The following is a 13,992-nucleotide window of genomic DNA, read 5'->3' as shown; positions in this document are numbered from 1 at the left end:
GAGCGCATTCGTCTGTATTCGATGAAGGCGTGCTCTTCGGGGCGGCAGTGACCAGCATCCGGAGCCCGACGCATCCGGAGCCGTGCGTTCTTCCAATGTGGCCTGCCACGGTTCGCTTGCTGCCGATGTCGGCGCGGAGTTGGATTCCAGGGCGCCGGCGGACACCCCCTGTGTTCTATTTCCTGGAAGTTTCGGGTTCGTTAACTGGGTATTGCGCTGGGAGCGCTCCCATGGCAACATCACGCTCAGTCGCTAGTTCGGCACCGACGAACGTCGATCAGATTCCCCGCCCCCGTCCTTCGAGGAGCAATCTGCGATGACTCCCCCTCCCTCTCGATCACCCCGGCGCACCCTCACCCGGGCGCTCACCGTGGCAGCCGCTGTCACGCTGGTCTCCGGACTCGGCGTGGTGGCAGCCACCCAGGCGAACGCCGCCGCCGGTTGCCGGGTCGCCTACTCCGCCAACTCGTGGAGCACCGGCTTCACCGGCAACGTGACGGTCACCAACCTGGGTGACCCGATCACCAACGGCTGGACGGTCGCGTGGGCCTTCGCCGGTAACCAAACCGTCACCCAGGGCTGGAACGCCACGATCACGCAGAGCGCGAAGAACGTGACCGCGGTGAGCCCGACCTACGCGAACTCGCTGGCCACCAACGCGTCCGCGACGTTCGGCTTCAACGCGAACTACTCGGGGACGAACACGAACCCGACGGCGTTCACGCTCAACGGCGTGGCCTGCACGGGCAGCACCGGCCCGACGACCCCGCCGTCGTCACCGTCCACCCCGCCGTCGTCACCCTCGACGCCACCGTCCTCGCCGCCCACCAGCCAGCCGCCGGCCGGAGCCAAGGTCGACAACCCGTACGCGGGAGTCGCGGGCTACAAGAACCCGGAATGGCAGGCCAAGGCGAACGCCGAGCCCGGCGGCAGCCGCGTCGCCAACAACCCGACCGCGGTCTGGCTCGACCGGATCGCCGCGATCGAGGGCACCGACGGCAGCAGCTCCAACGGCTCGATGGGCGTCCGTGACCACCTGGACGCGGCCCTCGCCCAGGGCGCCGGCTACATCCAGTTCGTCATCTACAACCTGCCCGGCCGCGACTGCGCGGCGCTCGCCTCCAACGGTGAGCTCGGCCCGAACGACCTGCCCCGCTACAAGAGCGAGTACATCGACCCGATCGCCGCGATCCAGGCCGACCCGAAGTACGCCGCCCTGCGGATCATCAACATCGTCGAGATCGACTCGCTGCCCAACCTCGTGACGAACACCTCCGGCAACGCCGGCGGCACCGCGGCCTGCGACACCATGAAGGCCAACGGCGGATACGTCCAGGGCGTCGGGTACGCGCTGAACAAGCTCGGCGCGATCGGCAACGTCTACAACTACGTCGACGCCGCGCACCACGGCTGGATCGGCTGGGACAGCAACTTCCTCCCGACCGCGAACATCCTGCTCCAGGCGGCCCAGGCCTCCGGCAGCGTCAACAACGTCACCGGCTTCATCGTCAACACGGCGAACTACTCCGCGCTCAAGGAGCAGTACTTCGGCATCGGCACCTCGGTCAACGGCACCTCGGTGCGCCAGTCGACCTGGGTCGACTGGAACCAGTACGTCGACGAGCTCACGTTCGCGCAGTCCTTCCGCAACCAGCTCGTCGCGGTCGGCTTCAACTCGAACATCGGCATGCTGATCGACACCAGCCGCAACGGCTGGGGCGGCTCGGGCCGCCCGACGGCGGCCAGCACCTCGACCGACGTCAACACGTTCGTCAACCAGTCCCGCATCGACCGCCGCATCCACGCCGGCAACTGGTGCAACCAGTCCGGCGCCGGCCTCGGCGAGCGTCCCCGGGCCAACCCGGAGACCGGCATCGACGCCTACGTCTGGGTCAAGCCCCCGGGCGAGTCGGACGGCTCGAGCTCCCTCATCCCGAACGACGAGGGCAAGGGCTTCGACCGGATGTGCGACCCGACCTACACCGGTAACGCCCGCAACGGCAACAGCCTCAGCGGTGCACTCCCGAACGCCCCGATCTCGGGTGCCTGGTTCTCAGCACAGTTCCAGCAGCTGATGGCCAACGCGTACCCCGCGCTGTAGAGCATTTCCGACCTGACCCTCTCCCACAGCCCGCGGACCGCCGTCACCCGGCGGTCCGCGGGTCTTTGCCGTTACAGTCCACCGGGTGCCCACGCTGCGAATCGTCGCCTCCGTCATCCGCGATCCCGAGGGGCGCTGGCTGCTCGTGCGCAAGCGCGGGACAACCATCTTCATGCAGCCGGGCGGGAAGCTCGAGCCGGGAGAAACACCCGATCAGGCTCTCGTACGCGAGCTGGGCGAGGAACTCGGGATGCGCGTCGGGGTGGAGGCGCTCGGGCATGTCGGGCGGTTCATGGCTCCCGCCGCGAACGAGGCCGGGTTCGACATCGACGTGGACGTCTACACCGCTCCCTATCCCGGCCCGGTCACGGCGCTGGCCGAGATCGAGGAGGTCCGGTGGCTCGACCCGCGGACGCCTGGTGACGTCGTGCTCGCCCCGCTGATCGTCGACCGGCTCCTGCCAATGCTGCTGGCCGGTCGGCTCTGACGGTTTCAGGTGCTCCCCGACGCTTTACGGGCCGAGGAGGGAGCGGAGGCCGCTGGCCCGGGCGATCGGGCGGGTGATGGCCGCTCGGATCGCTTCCGCGGTGCCGAGGATGCGCAGGTGGGTCCTTGCCCGGGTGGCGGCGGTGTAGAGGAGTTCGCGGGTCAGGAGCGGGGATTCGGGTGGCGGGAGGATCAGGGTGACGCGGTCGAACTGGCTGCCCTGGCTGCGGTGGACGGTCAGGGCGTAGAGGGTCTGTGCCTCGAGGAGGCGGGTCGGGGGGATCAGGACCGGCGTGCCGCCCCGGGCGAAGGCCGCTCGCAGCCCGTCCGAGGTCTGGACGATGACCCCGGTGTCGCCGTTGTAGAGGCCCGCGTCGTAGTCGTTGGCCGTGATGAGCAGCGGCTGGCCCGGGTACCAGTCGGAGCCTGACGGGGCAGCTTCCCGCCAGCGGGCGATTTCCGCGCTCCAATGCGTCACGCCGTGCGGGCCGTGGCGGTGGGCACACAGCAGGCGGTGCGTGTCGAGGCGGTCGAGTGCGGTGACGGCGTCGCCTTCCAGTGCTGCCCTGGTCACCTCGTCGAGGGCGGCTGTGACGTCCGCGCGGAGGCCGTCGGTCGCGCCGTCCTCAATGAGCTCGACCTCTCCGGCTGTCCTGTCGGCCCTGGCTTCTTCGCCGGCCCGGCCTTCTCCGGCGTCGACGCCGGCCTTGTGGCGGGCATCGGCGGTGAGGTGCAGGACTTCGAGGGCTGCGTCGGGGTCGCCTGCGCGGATGGCTCTGGCCAGGGCGGCGATGCTGCCCTGGAAGCGCCAGGTGTGGTCGAGGGTGACGACGCCGTTGGTGACGGGCCGGCCGAGGATCTCGCTGGGGTGGCCCTCGGCGCGGACGATGTCGCCCAGGACCGCGCCGGCCTCCACCGATGCGAGCTGGTCGGGGTCGCCGACCAGGATGAGGCGGGCGGTGGGGCGTACGGCGTCCAGCAGCTTTGCCATCAGGGTGAGCGACACCATCGAGGTCTCGTCGACGACGACGACGTCGTAAGGCAGGCGGTTGGTGCGGTCGTGGCGGAAGCGGGTGCGGGAGCCCGGGCGGCGTCCGAGCAGGCGGTGGATGGTCGACGCGTGCAGGTCGCCGAGCTCGGGCAGGTCGCAGGCCCGCACCGCTTCCTCCAGGCGGGCGGCGGCCTTGCCGGTGGGCGCGGCCAGGGCGATCCGGGGTGGGTCGCCGGGCTGGTGGTGCAGCGCGGCGAGGATTCGCGCGATCGTGGTCGTTTTACCGGTACCCGGGCCACCCGCGAGCACTGTCGTCCAGCGATGGACGGCAACCGCGGCGGCGAGCCGCTGGCATTCGCTGTCCGCGCCGGGGAACAGCGCGTCGAGGTCGGTGGTCAAACGTGCGGAATCGAACAGCGGGGTGGACCGGGCGCGTTGTTCGAGATGGTGACGGACCAGCTCCTCCTGGCGCCAGTAACGGTCAAGATAGAGCAGTTCGCGGACGAGACGCAGCGGGCCGCCGGGGGCGACCAGGGGGCTGCGCGCGCAAGCCTGCAACCATGCGGCCGGCGCGGGCCATGGCAGGTCGCCCGGGACGACGTCCTCGTCGCCGGTCGCGGTGCCGGCGACCGTCGTCAGGTCGACGCAGACCGAGCCCAGCCGCAGGGCGCGTACGGTCAGCGCGAAGGCGAGCAGAACCGTCTCGTCGCTCTCGCCGCCCAGCGCGGAGACGCGGCGGGCGGTGTGAACGTCGGCGAGGGCCAGGACACCGGCGGTGTTGAAGACCTGCACCAGGCCGGTGGCGCGCAGGGCGAGGGTCATAGCAGATCCGACAATTCCTCGATGAGGGCAGCGGGCGGCCGCCAGCTGAAAACGCCCTGCCCGGGCGGGGTTTCGGGGCCGTTCATGCCGCGCAGGAACAGATACAGCACCCCGCCGAGGTGGGTCCGCGGGTCGTAGCCGGGCTGACGCCAGCGCAGATAACGGTGCAGGGCAACGGCATAGAGCAGAGCCTGCAGCGGATAGTGCGCTGCGATCATCGCTTCCGCGAGTGCCGAGGACCGATATGCGTACGCCGTGAGCGGCGCCCCTCCCAGCCAGTTCGACTTGTAGTCGACGACGAGGTACCGGGGCCCCGGCAGGCGTAACACGGCGTCGATGCTCCCGGTCAGGTAACCACGAAGCCGCTGGGAACTGAGCGACGGTTCGCGCAGCTGCTGGGCGTACCCGTGGAGTGGATCGTCGGCGGGCAGGTGCCGTGCCAGGCTGTCGCCGAACAGGCCGAGGGTGACCGGCGGGCCGCTGCGGGGCAGGTCGCCGCCGTCGAGGGGGAGTTCGAAGTCCAGTTCGGCCAGGCGGTCGGCGGGGGAGAAACCGGTGAGACTGCGATTGCCGGCGAGCGGGCCGAGCGGGGTGTGCAGGCTGGGCAGCATCGCCTGCGCGAGTTCGTCCGGATCGAGGGTGAGGGCTGTCGCGGCGATGAGCGGTTGTGCGCGTTCGAGCAGGGCAGCGTGCAGATCGGTGGCCGTGAAGTCGAGGTCCTCGAGCAGGGTGTGCAGCAGCGTGCCGAACGCCGCCCCTTTCGGCAGACCACCCATCGGCGCATCACCACCTTCCGCCTCCCCTTCGGCGAAAGCATCCAGCTCATCCTCGATGCCGACGTCGGGCTCGCTGCGGACACCGGGCGCCTCCTGCGAAGCCGCGGTGGCTTGGTCGTGGTGGGCGGCGGTGAGGCGGGAGTAGGAGGTTCGGCGCCAGCCGAGGTCGAGGTGGCGGTGGAACCGGGCGGCGGACAGTGACGGCGGATCTGTCCGCGTGCCGTGGAAGGGAGCAGGCGGGGCGGGGGTGATCCGCTCGACCGCGAGGTTGAGGTGGCGGAGATGGTCCAGCGCGGCGGCGTCGGCAGGGACCGGGTATTCGGGGAGCGGGTTCTCGCCGGCGCCGGGGCGGCCGAACAGGAAACGGTGCAGGGCCGAGGCGGTGGTGTTCAGGGTCGGCGCCCACCACGCGACGACCTGGTTCGCGGCCCGGGTCAGCGCGACGTAGAGCAGGCGCAGATCCTCGCCGGCCTCCTCGGCCAGATGCCGGCGCAGACCCAGTGTGTACCCGGGGCCGCTGGGCCCGCCGACGTCGAGGACCCGGGCGCCGTTGTCGTCGTGCAGGTGCAGCAAGTCCGGCTTGCCCATGTGCCGGTCCCAGCCGAACGGCAGATACACCACCGGATACTCGAGGCCTTTACTACTGTGGACGGTGAGGATCTGTACTGCGTCGTCGTCGGATTCGAGACGGCGGCTGCGTTCCAGGCTGACGTCGTGCGGTGCCTCGTCGATGCGGCGGCGCAGCCACTCCGCGACGGCGGTCAGCCCGAGGGTGCCCTCGGTTGCCGCGGCGTGCATCGCCATGCCGATGTGGCGCAGGTCGGTGAGGTGGCGTTCGCCGGCGCGTTCCGCGAGCAGCCGGGCGGGCAGCCCCGTCGCGGTGACCGCTTCGAGCAGGGCGGCCACGCCACGCTGGTCGAGCAGCCGGGCCCACTGCCGCAGCGTTGCGCCGAGCTCGTCGAGGTCCGGTTCGGTGGCGACGGCCAGGCGTTGAGCGGACCAGCCGATCAGGCCCGACAACGCGACCGCGGCGACCCGGGCCCGGCGATGCGGTTGTTCCAGGGCCTCCAGCAGCACCAGCCAGTCCCGGGCCGCGGGTGTGCCGAAGACGCTGGTCGCCCCGGCCAGGACGGCGGGGACACCGAGTGCGGTCAGGGCCTCGTGGACCTGGGTGCTCTGCCGGTGGGTGCGGACGAGGACAGCCACATCGCCGGGGACCAGGCCGGCGCGGCCCGCGATGTCGGCGGCCAGGTCGGTGGCGACGGCGTCCCGGGCGTCCGCCGCGGGGATCAGGCCGGGTTTGTTCAGCGTGAATCCGGTGCGGGCAAGGACGCGCAGGCGGAACGGCGCCAGGACCCGGGGCTTCGCGGGTGTCGCCGCGCGCACCGGGCGTACGGTGATGCGGCTGTCGCCGAGGGCAGCGTGCCCGAAGACGGTCTCGAAGGCGGACAGGACCTGTTCGTCACTGCGCCAGTTCGTGGCCAGAGTGGCGTGCGCCGGCGCGGCACCGGCGGCGGTCAGGTAGCTCACCACATCCGCGCCGCGGAATGCGTAGATCGCCTGCTTCGGGTCGCCGATCAGGACCAGCGTCGTGTGACCGTGGAACGCGGTGCTGACGATCGCCCACTGCACCGGATCGGTGTCCTGGAACTCGTCGATGAGGACCACCGGGTACCGCTCCCGCAGCCGCGTGCACGCCGCCGGGCCCCGCGCCGGGTCGGCGAGTGCGGCTTGCAGTCCGGTGAGCATGTCGTCGTAGCAGTACAGCCGGCGGCTCGCTTTGCGTCGCTCCACTTCGGACCGTACGGCGCACGCGAACCGGTAGCGCACCCCTGCGAAGGAATCCGGCGGTGCCGCTGCCGGTTCGAGACGCGCCTGGCTGTCCGCCACAGCCTGGCGCGCGATGGCGAGCGCGACCTCGCGGCCGAAATGCGGGACGGGTGCGCCGGTTCGCGCGTACTTGCGGATGTAGAGGTCGTCGACCACCTCCGTGACCAGATCGTCGAGGTCCTCCACGAACGTCGCGTCCGGATCGCTGTCGGACGTGATGCCGAGCCCGGCGAGCACCTGATGGCAGAACTGGTGCGTGGTGGCGATCGTCGCCGCGTCGAAATCCGCCACCGCTGCCGCGAGCCGCTGCCTGCGCGCGGCGACCTCCCCGGGACCTGCGTCCGCCAGCAGTGCAAGGACCACATCGTCACCCGCGCGGGCGGCTGCCGGGTCCGCGAGCCCACGCTCAGCACTGACAAGTCTCTCCCGTACGCGCTGACGCAGCTCCGCCGTGGCCGCGCGCCCGAACGTCACGAGCAGCAACTCCCGCAGCCCGGCCCGCCCCTCGGCGACATAACGGGCCGCCAGCGCCGCGATCGTGAACGTCTTCCCGGTGCCGGCGCTGGCCTCGAGGACCGTGGTGCCGGTCGGCAGCGGCCCACACACGTCGAACGCGGGAATCGTGGTCGTCACGGGACATCCAGGACTTCGGCGTCGTGCAGCGGGCGCCAGAGTTGCAGTGCCAGGCCGCCGAAGAGAGTCGGCTCCGGGCCGCTGGACGCCGTCGCGGTCAGGCGGTCCAGCGGGGCACCGGGACCCCAGACCAGGGTGTGTGCCGGGTCGTCCGACTCGCCACCGCCACCGAAGCGGGTCCACGCATCCCAGGCTTTGTTCACCGCGACCTCCGGTGGTCTACCGGCAAGGCGGCTCTGCGCGTACGCATGGGAGGTCCTTGTCGCCATGAGTGCCGGCTCTCCCTGCTCAGCCCATGCGATGAGCGTGGTCAGTGTCCGCAGTGCCTTGTCAGCGTCGATCGGGCCGAGCGTGGAACGGCTTGCCCCGCCGCGCATGCCACGCCCGATGGTGACCGCCCGCCACGGGATGCCGGGGCGGGTGGCGGACAGGGCGAGGAGGTTGAGCCATGCACGGATCCGGTATTTGGGGCCGAGCTTGGCGTAGGTGATCGTCACGACGGTGTCATCGTGGACGTTGGCGACGGTGCCCGTGAGGCGGCGGCCGCCGGGAAGAGGGAGTTCGACGTCGAGGGCTTCGGGCGTACCGGTCAGATGCGCCCGGGCGGCCTCGGAGAGCGGGCGGACGTCCGCGGCTATCTCGTCCAGCAACCGCTTGCCCAGCGGGCCCGGCGGAACGGCTCCGCGCCGCCATTCGGCCTGGACACAGCGTTCCAGGTCGGCGCCGTCGAGCAGGGCGCGCAACATCCGGTCGCCGACCGCCCATTTGCTCAGGGCGTCCAGCTCGACGGGGAGCGCGTCGTCAGGCTCGTCCTCGCCGGTGGAGAACCCGAGCCCGAGGTTCCGGCGCAGAAACGCGCGCACGGGATGATCGAGAAAAGCGCGCAGATCATCCAGGGCGACTGTTTCGCTGGGGCCGTTGGGGGGCAGCGGGCCGGTCAGGAACGGCGTGGGTGCCCGGCGCTCACCGGCCGCGGCCAGCGCGCCGGCCAGCGCCGTCGGGTCGAAGCTGAACGGGTCACCAGTGAAGTTGCGCTGATCGAACGGCTGCAGCGGATGGTGGGTCACGACGTCCGGGCCGAGGACATCGAGCAGTTCATCCAGCGGTACGCACGGCGGGCGCGGCGCGTTCGTCCGCTCATCCGCGCCCGAGTAGAGCATGACGAGAGTGCCGGTGGCTGCCATGACCGCGTCGAGCAGGAGCTGACGGTCCTCGCCGCGGGGATCGCGCTCGCCCACGCAGGGGTCACGGGCCAGCACGTCGTCGCCGTCGACACCGGCCTGCCGGGGAAACGCTCCGTCGTCGAGCCCGAGCACACAGACGACCCGGTGGGGAACCGAGCGCATCGGCACCATGGTGCACATCGTCAGATCGCCGGTGCGGAAGTTCGCGCGGGTCGGCCGGCCCCGGAGGCGCTCGCTCAGAAGCGAACTGATGTCGCCGAGACCGAGTGACGGGTTCTGCGCGTTCTCGGTGAGCGCGAACAGTTCCGCGCGTACCTGGGAGCTCTGCCAGGCATCGGCATCCGGGACGTCGGTGAGCGAATCGACGGCGCCCGCGAGCACTTCGCGCCATTCGTTGAGCGGGCGTTCGCTGATCATGGCTGTCAGGACGGTCTCCAGCCGGTCGACCAGCTCGGCCAGCCGGCCGGCGAGATCCACATCGCTGGAGTCGACGTCGTCCAGCGGCAGGGCTGTCCCGAGCCAGGTCAGTTCCTCCTCCGACATCGCCACACCGAGCAGGATCCGGTCGAGCCCCGCGGCCCAGGTGTTCGGCCGTACGTCGAGCTGGAAACGTGCACGGTGACCGGCGTCGAAACCCCACCGGACACCGGACTCGACCACGAGGTCGCGCATCCGGTCGAGGTCGTCGTCGTCCAGCCGGAACTCACGGCGTACGGGGGGAAGGCTCGCGAAGTCCAGAACCTGGGCCGCCGTCACCCGGGAGCCGGCCAGTTCCAGGAGCCGGCCCACCACGGCGAACAGCGGGTTCACCTGCCGTAGTGCCCGGTCCGCCAGACGGACGCGGAGGCGATGCGCGGGGTGCGTCGCCTGCTCGCCCAGCCCGAACGAGGCCGAGATCAGCGGCGCGAACGTCTCGATGTCCGGGCACATGACGAGAATGTCGCGCGGCTCGAGCCCGGGACTGCGCGACAGCAACCCCAGGATCACCTCCCGCAGCACCTCCACCTGCCGATCCGGCCCATGGCAGGCATGCACCTGAACACTGGAATCGGCCGGTCCCTGCGTGGCCGGTCCCTGCGGTGCCGGGCTTTGTTCGGGTGGGAGGTCGTTGGCGATTGCGTGCTGGAGGCGGCCGAGGGTGGTGTCCGGGTAGGCGGGGCCGGGGTGGTGGGTGTCGTGAGGCGGTGATGGTGTGGTGAGGCTGAGCTGGAGTTCTCGGGCGTCGCGGCCCAGAGAGGCGAGGAGTGGGTTGCGGGGGAGGTCCTTGGTCGGGTCGTCCAGGCGGGTGCGGGGTTTCGAGTAGGCGCGCAGGCGGTCCCAGAGGACGGGGGAGGGATGGGGGAGCCAGAGGTGGACGTCGTGGTGTTCGGCCAGGGCGGTCAGGAGTGCGGCGTGGGCGGATGGCAGGCGGGTCAGGCCGAAGACGGACAGCCGGGGTGGCATCGACGCTGCCTGTGGGTCGTGGCGCAGGGTTTCGCACAGGTCGGTGAGGCGTTCGGCCGGGCCCGGGGTGTGGAGACGGGCTCGCAGGTCGCGCCAGAGTGCGGCCTGCCAGCGCAGATCCTCGGGGAGGGTTCTACCGATGCCGTCGACGTCGTCGCCGGCTGTCCAGGCGGTGACCATGTCCGGGCGGTGCAGGTTGTACGAGTCGAACAGCGCGGCCAGGTGGCGGGCTGTCGCGTAGCGCCGGCCGTCCGTCGCGAGGTAGGCGGCCAGGGTGCTGCACCACGGTTGCTGCACCGAGCGGTCGATCGCGTCGAGGACGTGCCAGACGAGGCGGTCGGGATGCCAGGGATCGGGTGCCGCACCGAGGGCCGCCGGGCCGCCCGGATCGGTGATCGAGTCGATCAGCGCGGACACCGACAGGAACTGCACATTCGCGCAGATCCCGTCACCGTGACCGACCGTCGCCGGGCCGGCGGCCGGGCCTGTCGCGCTGCCAGCGCCGGGTGGGTCAGCGCGGGGTGGGCTGGCACCGGGCGGGGTGGCGTTGGGTGGGGTGGCGTTAGGTGGGGTGGTGCCGAGGTGGTGGGAGAGGCGTTGGGCGAGCCAGCGTTCCACGCCGCGGGAGGGGACGCTGATGATTTCCGGGGCGAAGGGGTCGGGGAGGGGTGTGCGCAGGAGGGCGGCCAGGGCCTCGGCGAGGTGGTCGGCGCGTTCGGCGCGGTGGAGGCGCAGCACCTGGCTTATTTAACCGAATAATGCTCATAAAAGGCGTCAAACGGCCTGATCATCCACGGTTTAAGGTGGTGTGGTGGCTTATCTCGGACTGCTCACCACGGATGATGTCGCGCTGCACGGGCGTGACGTGGACACCGCTGCGCTGGTCGACGCGCTGCGCGGGGACGGGCTTCGGGTCGATGCGCCGGTCTGGCATGACGAGTCGGTTGACTGGGGAGCGTACGACCTGCTGGTCATTCGTTCGCCCTGGGACTACTCGGAGCGGTTCGCGGAGTTCATGGCGTGGCTCGATCGGGCGGCGGGGCTGACCCGGATCCTCAACGCGCCCGAGCTGATCCGGTGGAACATCGACAAGAAGTACCTGCGTGATCTCGAAGGACATGGTCTGCCGTGCGTTCCCACCGTGTTCTGCGAGACGGTCGAGGAGGCGGAAGTGGCCGTATCGCGCTCGGGGCAGGATCGGATCGTGGTGAAGCCGTCCATCTCCGCCGGGTCGCGGGACACCGGGCTGTTCGCGCCCGGCGATCCGGAGGCGATCGAACTGGCCGGCCGGATTCTCGCCGCCGGGAAGACCGTCATGGTCCAGCCCGCGAACGAGCATGTGATCGAGCACGGCGAGAACGGGCTGTTCTTCCTGAACGGGACGTACGCGTACGCGTTCCACAAGGGTCCGATCCTGGCGCCCGGCGGGGTGTACGTGGGCGGGGAGTACGGGCCGGCGATCACCGCCACGGAGGCCACCCCGGCGGAGATCGCCTTGGGGGAACGGGCACTTGAGGCCGTACGTAAATCGGGATTTGATCTTCCGCTCTATGCCCGGATCGACATCGCCGCCGGCACTGAGGTGATCGAGGTGGAGGTCTTCGAGCCCGCCTACCAGAGCGACACCGTGCCCGAGGCGGTCGGACTGGTCGCACAGGCCATCCGCGATCGGATCCGGGGCCTCTAACCAGAGCGCGGCGAAGAAGGGGACCAGCTCGGCGACGGCCTGGGTGACGTGCTCGTCCTTGTCGTGGAGCGAGATGTGCGTGCCGCGACCTTCGCGCATCACCGCGCCCACGTCCGTTGCACGACGGACTGCGCATGCTCGCTTCGTGGGCCGCGGGTATCGATGTCGCGGCCCTGAGCGGTGATCAGGCGTCGGTTATGCGGTAGCCCGCGCCGGGGATCGTGATGATGACCGGTGGTGTGCCGAGTTTGCGGCGCAGGCGGCCGACCGTCACCGTGACCGTCTTGGTGAACGGGTCGGTGTGCTCGTCCCAGACCTTGTCGAGCAGGGTCTCGGTGCTGAGGAACGCCGGCCCGGCGAGGAGCAGGGCTTCCAGGACCGCGAATTCCTTGACGGAGAGGTCGAGCCGGCGGCCGTCGCGGACCGCGGTGCGGCGTACGGGATCCAGCTCGATGCCCGCGGCCCGTAACGTCCGTGGGTGGGCCGCGGGTCTGCGCCGTGCCAGGGCACGGACCCGCAGGACCAGCTCGGGGAAGTGGAACGGCTTCGCGAGGTAGTCGTCGGCGCCGAGGGTGAGGCCCCGGACCCGGTCGGCGGGCGCTCCGGCGGCGGTCAGCATCAGCACCATCGGCCGGTCGTCCCGCTCGGTGATCATCTGACAGAGCGTGTCGCCGTGCAGTCCCGGCAGATCCCGATCGAGTACGACCACGTCGTACCCGGTGATGTCGAGTTTCGCGGCCGCCTCCAGGCCGTCGCGGGCGAGGTCGACCGCCAGACCCTGATCCCGCAGGCCTTCCGCGACGACATCGGCCAGCGCGCGGGCGTCCTCAACAACCAGGACCCTCATCTGTGTACGCCTCCAGGTGTCCATTCGTGCAGGGTGACCGTCGCCGCAAGTCCGCCCGATGCACGAGTGCGCAACTCCAGCCGGCCGCCGTGCGCACCAGCGACCGCCGCGACGATCGACAACCCGAGCCCCGTTCCGCTGCCCGCCCCGATGCCCTCACCGAGGCGTTGGAAGGGCTGTCCGAGCCGGGCGACCTGCGCGGGATCGAGCACCGGCCCGCCGCTCTCCACGACGATCCGCGCCCGGTCGGCGGAGACGCGAACCAACCCGCCGGCCACGTTGTGCGTGACCGCATTGTCGATCAGGTTGTCCACCAGCCGGCCCAGCAAAGCGGCATTGCCCCACGTCCGGCCGGGATCTCCGATGCGTTCCACGGTCAGCCCCTTGGCCGCGATGTCCGCGCCGCGCGCCTCGACCGCCCGCTCGATCAGGGCCCCGAGCTCGACCTCCGCGGTACCGGCCGGGTCGCCGCCCGCGGACAGGGCACCGTGCTGGGCGCGGGCGAGCATGAGGAGGCCTTCGAGCAGGGACTCGATCCGGTCGAGTTCGGGGCGCAACCGATCCGCCAGGGCGACGGTCTGCGCGGCGGCCTGGGGTTTCGCCGAGGCGACGTCGAGGGTGGCGCGGATCGTGGTGAGCGGGGTACGCAGCTCGTGCGATGCGTGCGCGACGAATCTGCGCTGCGCCGCGAAGGACACCTCCAGACGTTCCAGCAGGTCGTCGATGGTGTCGGCGAGGTCTTTCACCTCGTCGGCCGGGCCGGGGACGGCGAGTCGCTCGTGCAGGTTCTCGGCGGTGATCCGGCGGGTGGCCGTGGTGATCGTCGTGAGGGGCCGCAGGACGCGCCGTGCGGCTGACCGGCCCAGCAGCACCGACACCACCGCCATCACGGCCAGCGCGATCAGGGAGCCGGCCAGCAGCTGGCGGGTCTGGGCCGCCTCGGCGCCGGCCAGTTGCTCACGCAGATCCGGTCCGGCGCCGGCGAGGCGGGTGTACCTGACCGTGCCGAGGACGTTGGCCAGGGCCAGCAGGGCGGCGCCCGAGACCAGGAACATGGCGGCGTACATGATCACGAGCCGTTGCCGGGCTGTCCGTCGTGGCTGATCCATGGCGTGAAGGATGCCGCATGGCCGGGAACAGGGTGGTAACAGCGTGCGACACCGCCCTGTCACCGCCCGGCCGGTAGGAATTT

The 13,992-nt window shown here is 70.7% G+C and carries 8 protein-coding genes; 3 read left to right on the top strand and 5 right to left on the bottom strand.

Annotation, left to right across the window (positions count from 1 at the left end; translation table 11 throughout):
• Window positions 1-316 precede the first annotated feature (316 nt).
• Window positions 317-2,101, top strand: coding sequence for a glycoside hydrolase family 6 protein (locus Aco04nite_RS27810; RefSeq protein ID WP_213000194.1), 1,785 nt, complete (start codon window positions 317-319; stop codon window positions 2,099-2,101).
• Window positions 2,102-2,186: 85 nt separating this feature from the next.
• Window positions 2,187-2,588 carry an NUDIX hydrolase gene (locus tag Aco04nite_RS27805; RefSeq protein WP_213000193.1) on the top strand — a complete coding sequence of 134 codons (402 nt, stop codon included), beginning with the start codon at window positions 2,187-2,189 and terminating at the stop codon, window positions 2,586-2,588.
• Between the two features lie 24 nt (window positions 2,589-2,612).
• Here the strand turns inward: Aco04nite_RS27805 and recD are convergent, their stop codons facing one another.
• Genes recD through recC form a run of 3 tightly spaced genes read right to left on the bottom strand, consistent with a single transcriptional unit; the run spans window position 2,613 to window position 11,004 of the window.
• The gene (gene recD / locus Aco04nite_RS27800; RefSeq protein ID WP_213000192.1) at window positions 2,613-4,400 is read right to left on the bottom strand and encodes an exodeoxyribonuclease V subunit alpha; all 1,788 of its coding nucleotides are present in this window, start codon (window positions 4,398-4,400) and stop codon (window positions 2,613-2,615) included.
• The gene (locus tag Aco04nite_RS27795; RefSeq protein WP_213000191.1) at window positions 4,397-7,639 is read right to left on the bottom strand and encodes a UvrD-helicase domain-containing protein; all 3,243 of its coding nucleotides are present in this window, start codon (window positions 7,637-7,639) and stop codon (window positions 4,397-4,399) included. The genes recD and Aco04nite_RS27795 overlap by 4 nt, the downstream gene beginning before the upstream one ends.
• Complete coding sequence (recC, locus tag Aco04nite_RS27790; RefSeq protein ID WP_213000190.1) at window positions 7,636-11,004, bottom strand: exodeoxyribonuclease V subunit gamma; 3,369 nt, start codon at window positions 11,002-11,004, stop codon at window positions 7,636-7,638. The genes Aco04nite_RS27795 and recC overlap by 4 nt, the downstream gene beginning before the upstream one ends.
• Window positions 11,005-11,077: 73 nt before the next feature.
• On the opposite strand from recC, the gene Aco04nite_RS27785 reads away from it, so the two are divergent.
• Window positions 11,078-11,953 (top strand): ATP-grasp domain-containing protein, encoded by an 876-nt coding sequence (locus tag Aco04nite_RS27785; protein ID WP_244876342.1) that lies wholly within the window; start codon window positions 11,078-11,080, stop codon window positions 11,951-11,953.
• A gap of 184 nt (window positions 11,954-12,137) precedes the next feature.
• On the opposite strand, the gene Aco04nite_RS27780 is transcribed toward Aco04nite_RS27785, so the two are convergent.
• Window positions 12,138-12,800 carry a response regulator transcription factor gene (locus Aco04nite_RS27780; protein WP_213000188.1) on the bottom strand — a complete coding sequence of 221 codons (663 nt, stop codon included), beginning with the start codon at window positions 12,798-12,800 and terminating at the stop codon, window positions 12,138-12,140.
• Window positions 12,797-13,909, bottom strand: a complete 1,113-nt coding sequence (locus Aco04nite_RS27775) for a sensor histidine kinase (protein WP_213000187.1) — start codon at window positions 13,907-13,909, stop codon at window positions 12,797-12,799. The genes Aco04nite_RS27780 and Aco04nite_RS27775 overlap by 4 nt, the downstream gene beginning before the upstream one ends.
• Window positions 13,910-13,992 lie beyond the last annotated feature (83 nt).

It is taken from the genome of Winogradskya consettensis (genome assembly GCF_018332715.1).
Classification (GTDB): domain Bacteria; phylum Actinomycetota; class Actinomycetes; order Mycobacteriales; family Micromonosporaceae; genus Actinoplanes; species Actinoplanes consettensis.
Note: the sequence above shows the minus strand (reverse complement) of the source record. Positions and strands in the feature narration are given on the sequence as shown.

Coding starts and splice junctions, on each gene's coding strand:
- Aco04nite_RS27810 (WP_213000194.1), top strand. CDS start 317: ATGACTCCCCCTCCCTCTCGATCACCCCGGCGCACCCTCACCCGGGCG.
- recD (WP_213000192.1), bottom strand. CDS start 4,400: ATGACCCTCGCCCTGCGCGCCACCGGCCTGGTGCAGGTCTTCAACACC.
- Aco04nite_RS27780 (WP_213000188.1), bottom strand. CDS start 12,800: ATGAGGGTCCTGGTTGTTGAGGACGCCCGCGCGCTGGCCGATGTCGTC.
- Aco04nite_RS27775 (WP_213000187.1), bottom strand. CDS start 13,909: ATGGATCAGCCACGACGGACAGCCCGGCAACGGCTCGTGATCATGTAC.